Here is a 19547-nt window from a genome sequence, read left to right as displayed (position 1 = left end):
CCACCCCAATGCGCGGCGGGCAAGGAACAGCGGTCCCGGACTTGCGCCCGGGACCGCGAACAACGTGCAACTGATGTTTGTCACCGCGGACCCATTACTCGTAGTTCTGTCCGGAGCACTTCATGGTCTTGGTGTTGTAGTTGCCGCACTTGAGCTTCACCCAGTCCGCCTCGATGTCCTTGCTGCCCGGCAAGTAGTCGGACCACGCGTCGCCCGGCACCAATCCTTCGGTCTGCCAGACGGTGTCGAACTGACCGTCGGCGCGCACTTCGCCAATCAGCACCGGCTTGGTGAGGTGATGATTCGGCAGCATCTTGGCGGTGCCGCCGCTCAGGTTCGGCACTTCGATGCCGACCATGGCGTCGATCACCTTACCGACCTCGGTGCTCTTGGCCTTTTCCACCGCCTTGACCCACATGTTGAAGCCGATCACGTGCGCTTCCATCGGGTCGTTGGTGACGCGCTTGTTGTTCTTGATGAAGGCGCGCCACTTCTTGATGAACTCGGCGTTCGCCGGCGTGTCGACGCTCATGAAATAGTTCCAGGCGGCGAGATGGCCGACCAGCGGCTTGGTGTCGATGCCCGAGAGCTCTTCCTCGCCGACCGAGAAGGCCACCACCGGAATGTCCTCGGCCGAGATCTTCTGATTGCCGAGCTCCTTGTAGAACGGCACGTTGGCGTCGCCGTTGATGGTGGAGACGACGCCGGTCTTTTTCCCCGCTGAGCCGAATTTCTTGATGTCAGCGACGATGCGCTGCCAGTTGGAGTGCCCGAAGGGCGTGTAGTTGATCATGATGTCCTCGTCCTTGACGCCCTTGGCCTTCAAGTACGCTTCGAGGATTTTGTTGGTGGTGCGCGGATACACGTAGTCGGTGCCGGCCAGCACCCAGCGCTTCACGCCCACTTCGTTCATCAGGTAATCGACGGCGGGAATCGCCTGCTGATTGGGCGCGGCGCCGGTGTAGAACACGTTCTTGGACGATTCCTCGCCCTCGTACTGCACCGGATAGAACAGCAAGCCATTGTTCTTCTCGAACACCGGCAGCACGGACTTGCGTGAGACCGAGGTCCAGCAGCCGAACACGACCGACACTTTGTCCTTCACCAGCAGCTGCTCGGCCTTCTCGGCGAACAGCGGCCAGTTGGAAGCTGGATCGACCACCACGGCTTCGAGCTTCTTGCCCATGACGCCGCCTTTCTTGTTCTGCTCGTCGATGAGCATGAGGACGGTGTCTTTGAGCGTCGTTTCCGAGATCGCCATCGTGCCCGACAGCGAATGCAACACGCCGACCTTGATGGTGTCGGCCGCTTGCGCCGCCATGGCGGACATGAGAGCGATGGCGGCTGCAAGTTGCTTCAGTCCGCCCGGGTTTGTTTTACGCATGAATGTTTCTCCGAAGGGAAGAGTGGGGACTAGATCTGAACCTGCAGGCCGACGCCCATCTGCTTGCCGTCGAGGCCGAGATTGGGGTCGAAGCTGGAGTCGATGTAGAACAGCGTGACGCGCGCGTTGAAGTCCTTGATCAGATACGTCAGGTTCAACTCGCTCGTGGTTTGATCGAGCTCGGCGAAGCCGTAGTCGTAGGTCGCCTCGCCGTACTTCGCGAGCACCTGGAACTTGCCGATGCCGACGGTTTGCGGAAACACGTAGGCGCCGAGCAGGTAGTAACCGTCGCTCGAGTCGTACGGGATGGGGACATTGATGTTGGACACTGGCGAGGGGTAGCCGCCCAGGCCGTCATACTTGGCGTATTCCGCCTCGATCGTCACGACGCCGCTGTTGGCCAGCTTCTTTTCCAGCAGAAAGTCGACGGAGTAGGCGTTGTCGCCGGCCGCTGTTTGAGCCGCGACGCCGACCGCCAGCAGATCCTTCTCGCCGTAGTAGGTGCTGTTCAGGTAATAGCCGCTCTCCGGGTCCCAGAAATCCAGCTGCACGCGGCCCGCGTACAGCACGTCCGAGCTGCCCTTGGTGAGGCCTTGCACATCGAAGGCGCCGGCGGAGACCTTCGCGATACCGAACTGACCCCAATACATCACGCCGTCGTTGCGGCCTTCGGTCTCGAACGGATAGCCGTCCTGGACGCCGTCGCGATACACGCCCCAGTGATTTGCGTAATAGGGGCCGTAAAGATTGGCGCGGTCGCTCGGTGGCAGGAAACGGCCGGCCCAGATGTTGAATTCATCCGAGAACGAGAATTGCGCGACGGCGTCGATGACGCGCACCGATTCCGGCGTCGCGCCCCCTGCGTTGTAGTCGGTGTTGAACATCAAGCTGATGTTCTCGGTCACTTTGCCGCTGATGTAGATGCGCGCGCTGTTCAGCTCGAAGTCGCTGACCTCATCGCCAAAGTCCGGATCGGAGTACGTGAAGCTCGAGCGCACGCCGGCGCCGACCGACACGGGCGGCAAATCCACCTCGGCGGCGAGCAGGTTGCTCGCGGGCAGCGCTGCCAGCGCGCCCATCGCGACGACGCGCAAGCCCGCGGTGGTTCGGCAATTGATCGATGGTGGTCGCATGAAGGTTCCCTGCAGTCGTGATTGTTGGTGTGGCCAGATGAGCTCGAGTCCATCCCTGGCGTCGAACGCTATGCGGGCTGGCGACGTGCGCATACACGTCATTTGACGTAGCCGTGCTCGAATGAGTCGCGTACGACCCATCACTGTGCAGCCGGCCTGAACGCTGCACCTCGATGTGGCACGAACGTGCACCAGCATTGGGGAAGGCAGCCGCGACGCTGCCCCAGAACGTGGCCTGGCACATCGCTTGCTTATGGGAACGTCAACGACACAAGAACATCGAGAATGGCTGCACGACAACGGATCGTTCGCGAGCGCCGTCAGTACAACCAATGGGTGGCGAGTCAGACGCTCGAAGACTATGCGCTGCGCTACACGGCGGATCGCGCGCGCAAGTCTTCTTTCCGCGTCGGCAATACTGCGTTCGGTCCGATCGCGTTCCTGGCGTGCGAGGCCATCGGCGGCGCGCTGACGATTGCCTATGGCTTTCCGAATACCGCGTGGGCGATCGCGGCGTTCTGCGTGCTGATGTTTCTGATCGGCCTGCCGATCTGCTCGTATGCGGCCCGCTATGGCGTGGACATCGACCTGCTCACGCGTGGCGCCGGCTTCGGGTACATGGGCTCGACGATCACCTCGCTGATCTATGCGTCCTTCACCTTCCTGCTGCTGGCAATCGAGGCGAGCATCATGTCGATGGCGCTGCAGATGCTGTTCGGCATTCCGCTCGCGATCGGCCATCTGATCAGCTCGCTGATCGTCATTCCCATCGCGATCTATGGCATCAGTCTGATCAGCAAGATGCAGCTGGTGACGCAGCCGATCTGGCTGCTGCTGCAGATCCTGCCGATTGCATATATAGCGTGGCGGAGTCCGGCCGACGTGTCGGCGTGGACCGGATACGCAGGCCAGCAAGGCTCGCCCGACGGTTCGCTCGATCCGCTGTTGTTCGGTCTGGCGCTGTCGATGCTGCTGTCATTGCTGCCGCAGATTGGCGAGCAGGTGGACTATCTGCGATTTCTGCCAAACCGTGATCGCCGCAATCGGGTGGCTTGGTGGACGGCGTTGATCGCCTCGGGCCCTGGCTGGGTGTTCATGGGCGGGTTCAAGTTGCTCGCGGGCTCCTTTCTGGCGTACTTCGCCTTACGGCATGGGGTCTTGCCGGCGCAGGCGGATGAGCCGACGGGCATGTATTTCCTGGCGTTCCGCGAGACGTTTCAGTCGCCGACCTTTGCGCTGGTGCTGACCGGCATCTTCGTCATCGTCTGTCAGCTCAAGATCAATGTGACCAACGCGTACGCCGGATCGATCGCGTGGTCGAATTTCTTTTCGCGTCTGACGCACAGCCATCCGGGCCGCGTCGTGTGGCTGGTGTTCAACGTGCTGCTCGCGTTGCTGCTCATGCAGACCGGCATCTTCAACGCGATCGAAAGCATCCTGGTGATCTACGCCAATTTCGCGGCGGGGTGGATCGGTGCCTTGACAGCGGACTTGGTGATCAACAAGCCGCTGGGGTACAGCCCACCGTACATCGAGTTCAAACGCGCGCATCTCTATGACATCAATCCCGTCGGCGTGGGCGCATTGCTGTTGTCGATTGTGATCTCGAGTCTCGCGTTCCTCGGTGTGTTCGGCACATTCCCGCAGATTCTTTCTCCGCTGGTGGCGCTGGTCGTGGCCTTCGTCGCCGCGCCGCTGATCGCGTGGGCGACGAAGGGTCGGTACTACCTGGCCCGCCAGCCGACGGGTCTACCGGAGCAGCAGCCCGAGATTCGTTGCACGATCTGCGAAAACGTATTCGGCCGGAACGACATGGCGATGTGTCCCGCCTATTCGGGCCCGATCTGCTCGTTGTGCTGCACGCTGGAGGCGCGTTGTCACGATCTGTGCAAGACCGACAGCCGCTTTACCGAGCAGCTGCAGGGGTTCTTCGCGAGTATCCTGCCCAAGCGCGCGGCAGTGTCGTTGAACACGCGCGCCGGTCATTTCTTTGGCCTGTTGCTGGTGTTCAACTTGGCGACGGGTTTGCTGCTGTCGCTGATCTATCATCAGGCCGGCGGCGCCACCGCGGCGGATCGCGAGGCGATCGGCATGACGTTGTGGGTCGTCTTCATCAGTCTATTCGTGCTGACCGGCGTGGCCGCGTGGCTCATCGTCCTAGCCCACGAGAGCCGGCGCAGCGCCGAGGCGGAGTCGGCGCGCCAGACCGCAATGCTGATGGATGAAATCGAGGCTCACAAACGCACGGACGCGGCCCTGCAAAAGGCGAAGGAAGTCGCAGAAGCGGCCAATGTGGCCAAGACGCGTTATATCGTCGGCATCAGCCACGAGATCCGCTCGCCGCTGAATGCGATCTTCGGTTATGCGCAGCTGCTCGAACGGGAGATCGCCGGGCCTTCCGACAATGCGGCGCGCGTGATCCGCCGCAGCGCCGAGCATCTCACCAACCTCATCGACGGCTTGCTGGATATCTCGCGCATCGAGAACGGCATGCTGCGGCTGAATCGGGACAAAGTGCAGCTGGTGGAGTTTCTCGACCAGATCGTCGACATGTTCCGGCTGCAGGCGGCGAGTCGCGGCATCGAGTTCCGCTATCAACGGCCGCCGCACCTGCCGGCGCAGGTGTACACCGACCAGAAACGGTTGCGGCAGATCCTGATCAATCTGCTGTCGAATGCGATCAAGTACACCGAGCGCGGCCATGCCAGCCTGGTGGTGCGCTATCGCAATCAAGTGGCGGAGTTCGAGATCTCCGATACCGGCCTCGGCATTGCGGAGGCCGATCTCGAGCGGGTCTTTCAGCCTTTCGAGCGCGGTGAAACGCCGACGGTGCGCGCGGTGCCGGGCATCGGTCTGGGGCTCACGATCACGAAGCTGCTGACGCAAATCATGGGCGGCGAGCTGCTCGCGCGCAGCACGCTGGGCGAGGGCACGATGTTTACTGTGCGACTGCTGTTGTCCGAGGCGATGCATTCGGTCCAGCAATCGTCGCTACCCGGGCGCATCACCGGCTACACCGGGGCGCGCTGCAAGTTGCTGCTTATCGATGACGATCCCGCGCATCTCGACATCGTGCAGCGTCTGCTGCGGCCATTGCAGTTTGAGGTTCTCACGGCGTCGAACGGAACATCGGGCATCGCGCTCGCTGTCCGGGAGCGTCCGGCGCTGGTCATGATCGATATTTCGATGCCGGATCTGTCGGGTTGGGACGTCGCGAACCAACTGCGCGATCACGCGGCGCTCACGTCGATGAAGATCGTCATGGTGTCGGCCAACGCACATGAATACGGCCCGGGCGGCGCCGATTGTCCGCACGACGGCTTTGTGATGAAGCCCGTCGACATGCAGTTACTGCTCGATACGATCGCGGGTCTGCTCGGTCTGCAGTGGACCTACGCGACCGAGGAGGAAGCGATAGAGGAGGTCGGCGCGTCGCGCGACTTGCCGTTGCACTCGCGACATCACGTCAACGATCTCTATCAACTCGGCAAGATCGGGCACGTGCGTGGCATCCAAGCCAAGCTGCGCCAGATCGAGGCCGACGACCCGGCCAGCAAACCCTTCACCACCCACATGCAGTCGCTGGTCGCGAACTTCGACCTGAAGCGCTACATGAACGTGCTGGAAACCCTGCGAAATGACGATGACCTCTGAAGCAAGCACGCGCCGGGATACCGTGCTGGTCGTGGATGACACGCCGGAGACGCTCAGCTTTCTCACCGACACCCTCGATCAGGCTGGGTTCACCGTGCTGATCGCCACTGACGGCGACAGTGCGCTGGAGCTGGTCGATCAGATCACGCCAGATCTAGTGCTGATGGATGCGGTAATGCCGGGCATCGATGGCTTCGAAGCCTGCCGGCGCTTGAAGCGAGAGAAGCTGTTGTCGCATCTGCCGGTCATCTTCATGACTGGCCTGAGCGATACCGAACACGTGGTCGAGGGACTCGCCGCGGGCGGCGTCGACTATGTCGCTAAACCCATCGTCATCGACGAGTTGCTGGCGCGTATCCGCGTTCACCTGGCGAATGCGAGAATCGCCTCCGGCACGCATGCGGCGCTGGATGCGACCGGACGTTTCCTGCTGGCCACCGATTTGAGCGGTCGGCTGCTCTGGTCGACGCCGAAAGCCAGGGCATTGCTCGCCGAGTTGTTTCCGGGTCAAAACGAACAGGCCGCGAACCTGCCGGCAGAGTTGGTGCAACAGCTGATGCAATTACGGCAGAGCGTGAAAGGGGCGGGTACGGCCATCATGGAAGTGGGCGCGCGGCGGCTGGAGATTTCGATGTTGAGCCGCATCGGACCGGACGAACTGCTGTTCAGGCTGGCCGAGTCAGGCACGCGGGGCGACGAGCAGCAGTTGCAGAGCGCACTGTTGCTCACCACGCGTGAAGCAGAAGTGCTGTTGTGGATCAGCCGCGGCAAATCCAATCGGGAGATTGGCGAGATCCTCAGCATCAGCCCGCGCACGGTGAACAAACATCTGGAGCAGGTGTTCGTGAAGCTGGGTGTGGAGAATCGCGCCGCCGCCGCCGCACGTGCGGTTCGCACTTTGGCGCGATAAGAGCGGAGGGGGCTACTGCTTCAACATGCCTTCGCGCTCGATGAACGCGATCACCTTGTCCAGTCCTTCGCCCGTTTTCAGGTTCGTGAATACGAAGGGCCGCTCGCCCCGCATTTTGCGTGCGTCCCGATCCATGACTTCGAGCGAGGCGCCCACATGGGGCGCCAGGTCGATCTTGTTGATGATCAGCAGGTCCGACCGCATGATGCCGGGGCCGCCCTTGCGGGGAATCTTGTCGCCCGCGGCGACATCGATCACGTACAAGGTCAGATCCGACAGCTCCGGGCTGAACGTCGCGGCCAGGTTGTCGCCGCCGCTCTCGACGATGATCATGTCCAGGCCAGCGAATTCCTGCATCAGGCCATCGATGGCCGCGAGATTCATCGACGCGTCTTCGCGAATGGCGGTGTGCGGGCAGCCGCCGGTTTCCACGCCGCGAATGCGCTCCGGAGGTAGGGCCTGGCTGCGGATCAGGAACTCTGCGTCCTCGCGCGTGTAGATGTCGTTGGTGACGACGGCGATGTTGAAGCGCTCGCGCATGCGCTTGCAGAGATTGTCGACCAGGGCTGTCTTCCCCGACCCGACCGGACCGCCGACTCCCAGTCGCAACACTTCAGCTTTCGACATCGATCTTCCTCGCCCACGGGATGCTTGCGTATCATACGTTTCCCATAACCGGCCGCCTACGTCATTTGACTCAGGGCGGGAACGTCGCATCGAGGGCATGCTCGTGATCATGTTACGTCGTACATCGTTGCTGGGATCGTTTCTCTCCCTGTCGCTGCCTGCCACGGCCTTGGCACACACTGGCCATGTCACGCACAGCTTCCTCGCTGGTGTTCTTCATCCGCTTGGGGGCCTGGATCATCTGCTCGCCATGGTGGCGGTCGGCTTGCTGGCAGGTTGCAGCGCTGGGCGCCTGCGGTGGGGGCTGCCGGTGAGCTTCGTGATGGCGATGGTCGTTGGAGCGATGATCGGCGCAGGCGGGGTGGATGTGCCGTTTATCGAGATTGGCATTGCGCTGTCGCTCGTGGCGTTCGGGACCGCGCTTGTTTGGAAACAAACGTTTCGTGCGCCGGTGCTGGTCGGGCTGACGGCGGGCTTCGCTTTGTTTCATGGCCACGCACATGGAGCGGAGATGGGGGCGGACCTGTCGGCCGCGTCGTATGGAATCGGATTCGTGATGTCGACTGCGCTGTTGCACGCCTTCGGCGTGCTGATCTCGACGAGGATGGTGCAGTCAGGGCAGCAGCTCTCACTGGTTCGATGGGGCGGGAGTGCGATTGCGGCTGTTGGGGCTGTTTCACTGGGTTTGCTTCTCGTCATCCCCGGTTAGATAAGTTCAGAACACAGCATTCCGCTATAGACACGCGGCTACAAAGGCAATGCCTTGGATGACGCCAGGCAGCGTCGTCAATGCCCACTTTACGATTTCGACGACGGCACCTGCCACGACTGCCACAAAAATTTCTCGGCCCAAACCTCGCCAAAAGCCTTTCCCGCGATTTTCTTGTTCACTTGCCTTGTGCTCTGGGGTTTGATGATTGGACGCCGTTCGCGCTCGCTCGTTCGCAGTCGCCGGCGGTGGCTGCTCCATCTGAAGCGCCACATGAGCAGCAGGGGTCGAAGGCGCAGCCTGCACGCGCTCAAGTGGCAAAGCGTTCACGACGGCTAGCGTCAGGCTTGCAGCCACGATAGTCACAGTTCCGGCCCTAGCAGACTTTGTAACTTGAGCAGAGACGCCTTTCGTGCTGGCTTTCGCGGAAGCTGTGCTGGTCTTACGTGCCTGCTTTTTCGCGTTTGGCTTACGACGAGACTTGGACTCAGAGGGAGCTTTCACATCGTCCTCCACATGGCACAGCGTTGGTGTGCAGAACCATACAGTAGACGCTCGTGCAGCAGGAAGACGCATGTTTACACGCGGATTGCCGAGGAAGGTGAGGGCAGTAGCAGGCAATCGGCGGGCTATAAATGAGCTGCCTTGACTTGATCCGATCGTCTCGCGCGTCGCCTTTAAGAGACGGTTTGCTATGAGGTCAGCTTCGGAAGGCCGGCGCTCGCGCGCTGCGAGGAAACAATCTCGGAATATCTTGTCAAGTCGTCAGTGGCGCGTTTACGCTTGCTTCAACAGACGAACGATTCCACGCACTGGCATGTTGGAACAGGGACCCTCCCGAGGTGCAATATGAGTCTAGTGAATAGGATCGCGCGCAGGTCTTATCGAGCCGTCATCACCGGGCTCAACTTCCAGCACACGCGCCAGTGTCCGATGTGCAACTGGAGCGGATTTCAGTTCCATCCCGCGAATCAGGGACCTTTTTTCAGGTTCGATGCGACCTGCCCCCGCTGCAAGTCTCAGGAACGGCATCGGCTCGCTTACGTGTTGCTCGCCAAGCGTCTGCCCGCACGACTGGGCAAGGTGTTGCATTTCGCCCCCGAGCCTTGCATGACCAAATGGTTGGCGTCCTTGACAGACGACTACCACACGGCCGATCTGCTTCTGCCGACGGTCATGCACAAGGAAGACATCTGCAACATGAGCTTCGCGGACAATACCTTTGACCTCGTGTGGTGCTCACACATCCTCGAGCACGTGGCGGACGACCACAAGGCGATGCGCGAGATCCGCCGTGTTCTGAAACCGAATGGCCTCGCTGTCATTCAGGTGCCCGTATGGGGCGCGAGGACGAGCGACGAGCCGCTGAATACGCCTGAAGAAAGGGTCTTGAAATATTTTCAGGAAGATCACGTGCGCCGCTATGGGGCGGACATCGAGAATCGGCTGCGCGCCGCCGACCTCGCATTGGAAACATTGCGCCTGGGCGATCTCGACCTGCACGTCGTGCTGCGACATGGGCTTTCCGATCTTTGCGGCAGCGATGTCTTCCTGACGAGCAAGGCTGTGGCCTGAACGCTGGTTTATTGCGAGCGGGCGCTCCAGAGCAGTTTGATCCCAAAGAGGCCAATGATGACTCCGCCGATGCGATTGATTGCATCACGCATCGACTGATAGCGTTCGCGCACCGCGGGCAGGGCCAGGCACGCGGCGACAAAACAAAACCACAAGAGAGGCAACACGGCGGACATGCCGATCATGGCGAGCTTGGTTGCCAGCGATGCCTGAGGCGTCAGGGCGGCTGCAAATAGACTGCCGAAGAAGACCACGACCTTGGGGTTGGTGAGATTGGAGAGCAAGCCTGTGAGATAGGGATTGCGATGACGAACGGATAGTTGCTCCGACGATGCTGTTGTCGAGCTCGATTGCAGCATCTTCCACGCCAGCCATAGAAGATAGAGGCCGCCAGCTATCTTGATGACCATCGTCAGCCACGCTGCCTGGCTTAGTACGTACGCAAGGCCCAATACGGCGAGCGCCGCATAGAAAGCCACTCCGGAGGCAATCCCAGCGGCAGTCCAAGCGCCGGCGGCGAACCCGCGGGATAGGGCGGTTTGAGACACGATGAAAAAGTCCGGGCCGGGCGAGATCATGGCCGCCAGAAACACAGGAACGAGACCGACGAGCGCGATCGAATCGATCATGGCGATAGCAGGCTGATAGTCGTGCGTGGAGTCAGAGTCTATCGTACGAGATCAACTCGCCGCTGCCCGTCGCTCATTCCGCCGGCATTTGGCGCAAGCTTCGCTACTGAAATGTTTGGAGCAGGGCATCGTCACCAATCTGCTCGATCCCATGCTCGCACTGTTTGGTCAACGCGCCCGTGCCGGGCTCATTTCCCCAGGTCTCGAATTGCGACGGCATAGGAGTCCGGATTGTGTTCGGAGTTGTGTTTGTTCAAGGAATTCCAACCTCCGAGCCCTTCGTACGCGACATCCGACATATACAGCCACGCATGGCACATCTCGTGAAGAATGGTCTTTGCCTGCTTCTCCAGCGTTGCTCCGAAGAAGCGATCAGTGAAGGAAAAACAGTTCTGGTTGGACTCATGCGACATGGCCATCACGAAGCTGATCTCATCCTTGAATCTCGGGTTCAAGGCGGCATGGGCAATCTCGCCGCCACACGCGGCGTGAATAGGTGCATCGACGTGTTCCAACAAGGTTCTGATGGCCCTATGAAGATTCCGTGGGGTGTCAGTGTATGTGCCGGCCAGTTCCTTCTGATATTCGTCACCTCGCCAACCGAAACACCGCCTGAGCACGTCGCCCACAGCTTTGTTTTGGCCCTGCAGCTTTTCGCTTCGAGACACTGCCGCGCGGTAGTTCTCGACCTTGCCGTTTGCCTTCAATAGACGCTTCTTTGCCTCTGCTTGCGCGCGCGTTATTGCGCCGCGCTTGTTCTTGCAGGTGTGTTCTGCCAGCTCGCACATTCACAGCACCTGTCGCCCAAACGCTGCGTTGACCGTTCCCGCCAACGTAGGCTGCGGCGGGACGCCCGCCAACACGCACATGCCGGCAACGGCCTCCAAGTGCGTGCCATCGGCAGGCACTTCTATGTTGTCGACAGTCTTGACCGGGTTGACGACCGCGGGAGGTGCGTTGACTCCAAGCGCTCTGCCGATGACCAGCAAGTCTTGCGCGGTCAGCAAACCGAAGCCTGGGATGACAACATCGCGCGCACTGACAAACGCCCGGTCCGGGTCAAATTCTTCGGGATTGAAATTGAAGGCAAAGACTGTCTGCTGCAGTATCCCACGGGCGAACTGCGCAACCGACTCGCCGTTGGTGATGCGAGAAACGTAAGCGAGAAACCTGGAGGTGTAGAAGTCGCTGTAACTGGCGAGGTGTCCGAGGAGCCGGTTCAGATTGAAGATATCCTGGTTGTGCGCAGCTATCGCCGCTGCGTCTTCGCCAGCGGGTTCGACGAGCGGCTTGACGATCTGACGGATCATCGCCAGAAATCCGGGGACCCTGCGAAATACCTCGGTGTAGTTGCGACTGCTCATCATCGCGTGCAATTCGTCGCTCTTGATCGGGTCCGGGTAGAGCTTGTTCCACTGCTCTGCCAAGTCAGTAGCCAGGGCATTGGCGATCAGGATGGCGTTGTTGCCGATGGTGAGAATCGGCGCCATGGGCGAGCCTGGTTGCGAGGTATCGGGTATCGAAGTCCGGACGATTGCGTTGAAGTACGCGAGCGTCATGAACAGGGCGGATGCCTTGGTACGTACCGCAGTGTCAAAGCCAGAGGACCAACGCATCTTCAGTTCGTTCTTCTTGAACTCTTCGTAAGCACTCAACGCTGCTTCCGCAGTTAGCGACATCCCTCCGGTTAAAACTCCCAGAACAATATCTCCGACCGACAGACCAGAGGTCTCATTGCCGGCCGGCGACGCTGTCTGCGTGGTGAAGGACTGGGCCGGGTCGTTTTGGTCCGACACGCTGTTCGGATCGACCTGAAGATTGAGGATGTTTGACGGTGGCAGCGGCACGCCGCCGGTGAGGTTGAACAAATAGTCCAGAGCCACCGTCGACATCGACACCGCCGTTCCCAAGGCACCCGATCGCACCAGGGGCTTGGCGCCCTGGACTGCACTGGGAAGGCTGTCCACCATCGCCGAGTCGAGCAGGGTTTCCTGAAGAAAGCTGATGTGGTTCAGCACGAATTCGGCATCGAAGTTGATGGACTCGATGCGAACGATAAAGGCGCCACGTTGGTCAACCAGATCGGTGGCGACGGAATAGTGCTTCAGCAGCTGGAAGACGTTGACCGCCATGGTCCGGTCCGCGTATGGGTTTCTCAGAACGCGAGTCATCCGGCTTTGCACGAAGGACTCCGAAACTCCGCGCACGGAGACACTGTGGAGTGTCTTTAAGTTTTTGGCCGATTTCTTGGTGGCCTCCGATACGTGGTTAATAGTTTGCTGATTTGAGTCGGTAATGCTTTTGGAATAGCCCGCACTGATGCTAGCCGATGCGTAGCCGACGCTCACCGATGCGGTTCCGTCGACGTGCCAGCCTTCGGTCTTGGACGCAGAGCGGGCGACGTTGACGGCCTCCTTGTCTGAGGTCGTACTTTCTGCCGTCGTCAACGACTCGGTCGAATCCAAAGCGGTCTGGTCAAGCACTTTGCGCTGCGATGTCACCAGCTCTATGGTCAACTGTTCTTGCGGTGCAAGTGCGAGTGTCGTGGCCAGGTCGCCGACGGTCACGTTGCTCAGGTTCCAGACCTGCGAGAAGCGTGCATCGAGACCGAAGTGGATTCCTTGGAGCGCGTAATCGGCTCCGGCAAGGCGGACGAGCTTGGAGATGCTCTGATAAAGAGAACTTGCCGGGTTGGCCTGGTCCCCCGCCTGCGCCAACAAAATCGGTCGTCGGTACTGAAGTTCGAAAACTGGGCCGGTACGTGTGTTTGGCGGCGCGCAGAGCAGCAGTTGATTGCTCGCCGGCGTCTGCGCCGGCTGACCTGCAGGAGTAGCAGACCCAGGCAGGGAAAGGGTGGGCTTGAACGGTACTCCTCCTGGTGGCACCACGGCCCCTGGGGGGGCAGGGCTTGCGGGTTGTGCACCAGCCGGTATGGTGGCAGGTGTTGTTTTCTTCGCAGCCATCGACGGCTTCTTTCGCGGCGTCGACTTGCCAACGGCCAGGGCCTTCCGGCGTAGCGGTTTCGTAGGCATGGTTCCTTCACTTTCGCCGGCGGCGCGGTGATCTCGTTGGTAGTGTTCTCCGGCCCAACGGTGGTTCTACCAGAAGCGGCTGTCAATGGGCTTTGCCCTTGCGCTACTGTCTTCCATCGTAGTGCACTGTGCCTAAAACAATGGTCGCTCTTTGCACCCTGGCATAAGTCCCCACCGACTCGAAGCGGACAGGCTTATGCGTCCGCGACGATTGGCGACGGAAATCTCACAGATGAGTTGCGTCATAGAGTTCGGGAACAGATGGGCCTTTCGACGAAATATTCGGAGGCTCCGCTCCTCCTGCTCGGGCAAGCATCTGGATGGATCGAAAGCTGCTTGAGATAACGAGCGCGCTGGCCATGGTCGCAGTGCCGGGGCCAAAGCCTGCCGGTGCACCGTGAAAGGTGACACCGGCAGGGGGCAAAGACTTACTGGATCTGCGTGACCGTCACCGAGTAACCGTTGTGAGCCGCGCTTTCGGCGGCGTATGCGCCGAGTGACAGGCTGCCGCTGACGATGACAGCCGACAGGAACATGCAGACAACGGTCTGGGTTTTGCGGCTGATGGCGGTAAGCATGACGGCCTCCTGGGTCTCTCTCTGCGCTGTCCGCGTTATTGCGGGGCTTGGTGTTAGGACACGGTGGAGTGCTCTGGGGTTACATCGCAAAGTGGGATTGCCGGCGAACTGAGGGGGTATACCGGCGAAAGACGCCGGGCCGCGGCGGAGCGCGGCTTAACGCCCGGACGTCTCGCTAGTTGCGCGTGCTAGTGCTCGTGACCGTGACCGTCAGCCCGATGCGCTTCGTAGTGCGCACGAAGCAAGTCGCCGCCGAAGTCGCGCTCCAGGTCGCGCCAGACGCTGTGGATATGATTGGCGTTGTTTTGAGTGTTGTCGTACTCGATGAGGACCGTTGGGCCATGCACTCGGTAGTAGTGCGGCTTGCCTGGCTCGAGACTGCCAGCCCATCCAAAGTGCAGCTTGTCAAAGCCCGCGCGCTCAATGCGCTCGAGCTGCTCTCGTGCAGCGCTCTCGGTCATGCGATCCGAGTACACGTGCAGTAGCTTGCGCAATTGCGCTTGCTCAGGTTGAGACATGTCGCCTGCCGCAAGCCCTTCGATACCGAGCGAACGTACCTTTGGATCGTTACGGGTGACGATGTCCGGAAAAGCGTCATTGGCAAGCATCGCACGGGTGCGTCGCTCCTTCGGCAACATGCGAATCAGATCGCGAGCCAGGTCTTCTTCTGCCGCGAGCAATCGTAGACCGGCTTTCGGTCCGTGCGGTACGCGGGCGGGGTTCGAGCCCATGAAGAGCGGCGCGACGACCTGCATTTGATCGTCGACATGGGTCACGTTGACAGAAAGGTGATGGCCTTCGAATCGCCACGCCCAAGGTGCGCGGGGACCCGGTTCCCCAAAAACTGCGGTGTAGTAGAGCTCCGGATCGCGCCGTGGGTTGCCTTCGATCTCCGCGAGAATCGATTCGTGCTGCACGATCTGTTTAGCAGCGTTGAAGCCTGAAGGGCTCAACGCGGAACGCAGCAATGGATCGATCAGCGTTTTCTGGTTTGCATCGAGCTCTGCCAGCGCAACGCCGGCGCGTTTCGTGGGAACGTAGTTCCAGTTCGTGCGCTCAGACGAATCGAACGACAACTGGGCTTGTGTTCGCTTGGCTTCCGGTAGCGACTCCAGAAGTGCATTCGCAGCCGCTGTTCCGGAAGGTTGCTTGTCACCATTTTCATTGGGCACGTTCGCAGCTCCCAAGCCGACGAAAATCAAGACGGCGCCGATGAGCAGCACGGGTTCGATCGTGAGTCCGTAAGTCATGTGAGGCGCTCATGAAAGAGAATCCGAGACAAGTATGCGCTTGGTTTGTGGCTATCCAACACGGCGAGCGATGTTGTTAGCCACGACCCAACTGATCGAGACGCTGCACCGGGGTGGATTGTGTGGCGCGGAGACTACGCCCGGTCAACTGTTTTCCTATTGCTGCCAACAACTTGAAAAAGATCCCGTGACTCCTGGCGCGGCTGGCTCGCCGTCTGCAATTCCGCAGACCTACCACAGCTCACTCAGCTCGCGGAGGCCGGCTCGGCCTCCGCGGGTTTGTACCTCAGGGCTGGAATAAAGAGAAGTTATCGACTTCCGCAGCCGTCTTGTACATCACCACACCGGCGCGTTTCGCAGTAGAAGTATTCGGCGCATCGGCCGCCTCGAGCCTCAGCTCTCCATTCACATAAACACGAACTCTCGATCCCACCGTCTCCAGCCGCACCCGATACGTCGTGTTCGTGGCGATCGTGAACGGAACGGAGGCGAGCGTTTGAATCGCGCCGTTGACCAGCTTCTTGATCTGCAGCGTGTTCGAGCTGCGTAGAGTCACGTAAACATAGTTGTTGGCGTCCACATAGCGCGCGGCCAGTCCGATCCAGCGATCGGCGCCGTCGAACTGCGTCGGCCGCAGATCGGCAGCGACGATCTGATCGCCGTACGTGCCGTTGTCGCCGAAAGTGTTGGTAAGCAGGCTGGCGCCGCCCGTCAGGTCCTCCTGCCGATACAGTCCCGCCGCCAGCAGGCTCCAGAGTCCCGTTGTCGGCATCACGGACCAGCGCTGCTCGGAGAAGTCATCGACGACCACAGGCACGCCGGGATTCGCGTTGACCAGCACGTTGTCATAGTCGGAGCGCGTCCGGAACATCATGACGCCTGGCCGACCGCCTGAAATATCGTCGTCGCGAACCGAGATGACCGGTCGATCGTTCACCAGCACTCGCACGTGATCGGCGACCGCTTCGAGCCGCAGGCGATGCGTTCGATTGAGCGTGACGGTGAGCGGTGCGGAGCCCAACGTGGTGAAGGATCCAGCCATCATTTTCTTCAATTGGACTCCGCCGCCGCTGCGAGCGGTGACGTAGTAGTAGTTGGCGGAGTTCACGTAGCGCGCCACCAACCCGAACCAGCGATCCGATCCATCGAACGCGCGAGGAATGATGTCGGCTTGGATGGATTGGTCGGGGTAGTTCGCATTCGCGAGCAGCGCGGCAGCATTGCCGGTCGTGTTCGATTGGCGATAGACGAGCGAAGTGCCGCCCGAAACCACGCTGAAGCTGCCGCCGAGAGACGTCCAGCCTTGCGCGTTGCCATCCTGAAAATCATCCTGGAGCAACGCGGGCCGATCCAGCGTGGTGGGCAGCTCGAAGATGAAAGCCTGCCCGTTGACGACTGAGTCCGTGGGCGCGCTTGCGGCCACCACGCGCTTCGAATTTACGTCGAGGCGATTCAGTTCCGATCCAATGCTGGTCGTCAACTCAGCCACTCGCGGCCACGAACCGGCAGCATCGCGCTGATAAACCCGGTCGATCTGATAGGGCGCCTCGCCCGCAATCACGGTACTTTCGTCGTCATCGAGCGCGTCCGCGTGCGTCGAGGTGTTGGTGAGCACCCAGGTACCGCTCGAATTGCGTTCGTATATCCAACCCGCCGCGAGCAGCGTGTTGCCGCTGATCGACACGGGCCCGTTGAAGTCGCCATTGATGTCCGGGTGGTCCCACGAAATCACTGTCGGCGTAGCCCAGTCACCGTTGGCGCCCGGCGAGTAGAGGTTGAGGTGCCCTGGGGCCGGGCCGTGTTCGAATAGAGAGGGTGTGCCGAACACAGCAATGCCCGCCGTCACGTCGACGTGCGGCCCCAGGTAGGTAGGGTCTTCCTCGGCAAAGCTGTCGCTATACGAAGCGATTCGTTGCCAGCCGGCAGTGCTGCGTCGATACAGCGCGAGGCCATTGTCGTCACGATGGCTGATCGCGATCAGATCCCCATGCACTGCGACCGAGAATCCGTTGCCGGTGCCGAAGGTCGGGCTCGGGGCCAGGCCGAGCTCGGCGGTGCGCACCCAGCTGGATCCCTGTTTTTCGAAGACGTGCACGCGTTCGTGATTCGGCTCGCCTACTGCGATCACATTGCCGTCGACGGCGACCGCGAAGCCGAAGGCATCGGGCGGCGTCGTGCCAACGAGCTTCGCCGTTTGCTGCCAGATTCCCTGAGCATTGCGCTCGAACACATAGGCCGCGCCCGGCCTCGACGAACCGTTGCCAGGAAACTTCTCGATAGTGGCGCCGACGACGGCGATGTTGCCGTCGATGGCTACGCTGCGGCCGTATCCGCCATCGGGTACGCCGTCGCCAGGTATCAAACGTGCCGTTTCCAGAAGAACCGCAGGCTCAGCGAGCGCCAGCGCCGAATTGAATAGTAACAACAGAGAAAACACTCGTCCCCGGCGGCCGGACTCACGACGGAAATACGCGTCGTTGCGCATGACTCCCCCTGACGTCGCGTTGCTTGTTTCTTACAGATCCCCGTGCCACTGGGTAGCGGCGTTACGCATGAACGGAACGTTGCGTGAGCAAGTTCCGGTGCGCATCGGGCAGCGAAAGGAATATTCCGCTGCGAGTCGCTGGCCTCGGTAAAACAAGGGCATTCGAGCGACGAAGTGTCAAAAGGGTCGACGCCGGGCGAGAGATCGCGCATTGAAAGATATATCAGCGATCTCGATCGATGCTGACTGCTGGCCTAAATTATATGATCGAATATGATTGGTTTGTCTGAGCTATTGCGCTACTGTGTGCCCGCCAAGAAGAGCTTCACACGGTGAAGCGCCGGGGGTTCTGTAGCAACGAAATCAATTGACGCTGGGCCGTGGCCTTGCGGGATGGGTCGTGCGCGACCTCACAGCCGACAGCGCTGACATGATGCAAAGGAGCAGTCATGAGGCATCAAGGATGGATGCGTGCTTGTTTGTTTGTCCCGATGTTGTTTGCAGCGATGCTCGACGCGCACGCTCAAGCGCAGATGGAGCGACTGTCGCGCGGCGTCGTGGCCGTTCGCACCGGCAGTTCTTCCGTCTATGTGGGCTGGCGTTTGTTTGGCAATGATCCTTCCGGAATTGCCTTCAACCTGTATCGCTCGACGGCCGGTGGCGCCGCCACGCTGCTGAATGGCACGCCCATGACGGCGAGCACGAACTTCGTCGACAACTCGGCGCCGACGACGCAGGCCAACACTTACTTCGTCAGGCCGGTGTTGAATGGCGTCGAGCAGGCCAACAGCGCTTCATTCACGTTGCCAGCCAACGCGGCGACCCAACAGTATCTGCAGATTCCTTTGCAGATACCCGCCGGCGGCACGACGCCGAGCGGCGAGGCATACACCTACACGGCGAATGACTTGAGCATCGGCGATCTCGACGGCGATGGCGAGTATGAGTACGTGCTCAAGTGGGACCCGACCAACGCCAAGGACAATTCACAATCCGGCTACACGGGGAACGTGTATCTGGATGCTTATGAGCTCAACGGCACGCGCTTGTGGCGCATCGACCTCGGTCGAAACATCCGTGCCGGAGCGCACTATACGCAATTCATCGTCTATGACCTCGACGGCGACGGCCGAGCCGAGGTAGCGGCGAAGACTGCCGACGGCACACGCAGCGGGACCGGCCAGGTCATCGGCAGTGCGAGCGCCGATTACCGCAACAGCAGCGGCTATGTGCTGAGCGGGCCGGAGTTCCTGACCCTCTTCAACGGACAGAATGGCGCGGTCCTGGCAACGACCAACTATGTGCCGGCCCGTGGCACTGTCAGCTCGTGGGGCGACAGCTACGGCAATCGCGTCGATCGTTTCCTCGCCGGTGTCGCCTACCTCGATGGGCAGCGACCCAGCTTGATCATGTCGCGAGGGTATTACACGCGTGCCGTCATTGCCGCTTGGGACTGGCGCAACGGTGCGCTCACGCAGCGATGGACTTTCGACAGTAATACTTCGGGCAACTCCGCCTATGCAGGGCAGGGCAATCACAACTTGTCCATCGCCGATGTCGACACGGATGGCCGGCAGGAAA

General features: G+C 60.6%; 14 protein-coding genes. 5 read left to right on the top strand and 9 right to left on the bottom strand.

Annotation, left to right across the window (positions count from 1 at the left end; genetic code table 11):
• Positions 1-94 precede the first annotated feature (94 nt).
• The gene (gene urtA / locus GYH35_RS09855; protein ID WP_161828282.1) at positions 95-1384 is read right to left on the bottom strand and encodes an urea ABC transporter substrate-binding protein; all 1290 of its coding nucleotides are present in this window, start codon (positions 1382-1384) and stop codon (positions 95-97) included.
• Between the two features lie 29 nt (positions 1385-1413).
• Complete coding sequence (locus GYH35_RS09850) at positions 1414-2517, bottom strand: porin (RefSeq protein WP_161828281.1); 1104 nt, start codon at positions 2515-2517, stop codon at positions 1414-1416.
• A 285-nt stretch (positions 2518-2802) separates the two neighbouring features.
• Here GYH35_RS09850 and GYH35_RS09845 point away from each other — a divergent pair, with 285 nt between their 5' ends.
• Complete coding sequence (locus tag GYH35_RS09845) at positions 2803-6171, top strand: hybrid sensor histidine kinase/response regulator (protein ID WP_161815795.1); 3369 nt, start codon at positions 2803-2805, stop codon at positions 6169-6171.
• Complete coding sequence (locus tag GYH35_RS09840; protein WP_161815794.1) at positions 6161-7081, top strand: response regulator transcription factor; 921 nt, start codon at positions 6161-6163, stop codon at positions 7079-7081. The genes GYH35_RS09845 and GYH35_RS09840 overlap by 11 nt, the downstream gene beginning before the upstream one ends.
• 12 nt (positions 7082-7093) lie before the next feature.
• Here the strand turns inward: GYH35_RS09840 and ureG are convergent, their stop codons facing one another.
• On the bottom strand, positions 7094-7708 hold the full coding sequence (gene ureG / locus GYH35_RS09835) for an urease accessory protein UreG (protein WP_129648990.1): 615 nt from the start codon (positions 7706-7708) through the stop codon (positions 7094-7096).
• Between the two features lie 97 nt (positions 7709-7805).
• Between ureG and GYH35_RS09830 the strand changes: the two genes are divergently transcribed.
• Positions 7806-8417: a HupE/UreJ family protein gene (locus GYH35_RS09830; RefSeq protein WP_202624205.1), complete on the top strand. Its 612-nt coding sequence runs from the start codon at positions 7806-7808 to the stop codon at positions 8415-8417.
• Between the two features lie 1044 nt (positions 8418-9461).
• Positions 9462-9992, top strand: coding sequence for a class I SAM-dependent methyltransferase (locus GYH35_RS09825; RefSeq protein ID WP_161828280.1), 531 nt, complete (start codon positions 9462-9464; stop codon positions 9990-9992).
• An 8-nt stretch (positions 9993-10000) separates the two neighbouring features.
• Here the strand turns inward: GYH35_RS09825 and GYH35_RS09820 are convergent, their stop codons facing one another.
• The 6 genes from GYH35_RS09820 to GYH35_RS09795 all read right to left on the bottom strand — a co-directional run bounded on the left by GYH35_RS09820 (position 10001) and on the right by GYH35_RS09795 (position 17966).
• On the bottom strand, positions 10001-10621 hold the full coding sequence (locus GYH35_RS09820; protein ID WP_161815791.1) for a LysE family transporter: 621 nt from the start codon (positions 10619-10621) through the stop codon (positions 10001-10003).
• A 188-nt stretch (positions 10622-10809) separates the two neighbouring features.
• A complete protein-coding gene (locus GYH35_RS09815) occupies positions 10810-11409 on the bottom strand; it encodes a hypothetical protein (RefSeq protein WP_161815790.1) in 600 nt (199 codons plus the stop codon).
• Positions 11410-13584, bottom strand: a complete 2175-nt coding sequence (locus GYH35_RS09810) for a hypothetical protein (RefSeq protein ID WP_161815789.1) — start codon at positions 13582-13584, stop codon at positions 11410-11412.
• A gap of 497 nt (positions 13585-14081) precedes the next feature.
• Positions 14082-14231, bottom strand: coding sequence for a hypothetical protein (locus GYH35_RS09805; RefSeq protein WP_161815788.1), 150 nt, complete (start codon positions 14229-14231; stop codon positions 14082-14084).
• Positions 14232-14419: 188 nt separating this feature from the next.
• Complete coding sequence (locus GYH35_RS09800; RefSeq protein WP_161815787.1) at positions 14420-15481, bottom strand: DUF3500 domain-containing protein; 1062 nt, start codon at positions 15479-15481, stop codon at positions 14420-14422.
• A 286-nt stretch (positions 15482-15767) separates the two neighbouring features.
• Complete coding sequence (locus tag GYH35_RS09795; protein ID WP_161828279.1) at positions 15768-17966, bottom strand: FG-GAP repeat protein; 2199 nt, start codon at positions 17964-17966, stop codon at positions 15768-15770.
• 491 nt (positions 17967-18457) lie between these two features.
• Here GYH35_RS09795 and GYH35_RS09790 point away from each other — a divergent pair.
• Positions 18458-19547: rhamnogalacturonan lyase family protein (locus GYH35_RS09790; RefSeq protein ID WP_456115294.1), on the top strand; the 1090-nt coding region annotated here is incomplete at its 3' end.

It is taken from the genome of Steroidobacter agaridevorans (assembly GCF_009932555.1).
In the GTDB taxonomy this organism is placed as follows: domain Bacteria; phylum Pseudomonadota; class Gammaproteobacteria; order Steroidobacterales; family Steroidobacteraceae; genus Steroidobacter; species Steroidobacter agaridevorans.
The sequence above is the reverse complement of the archived record's forward strand: the minus strand, read 5'-3'. Positions and strand labels throughout refer to the sequence as shown.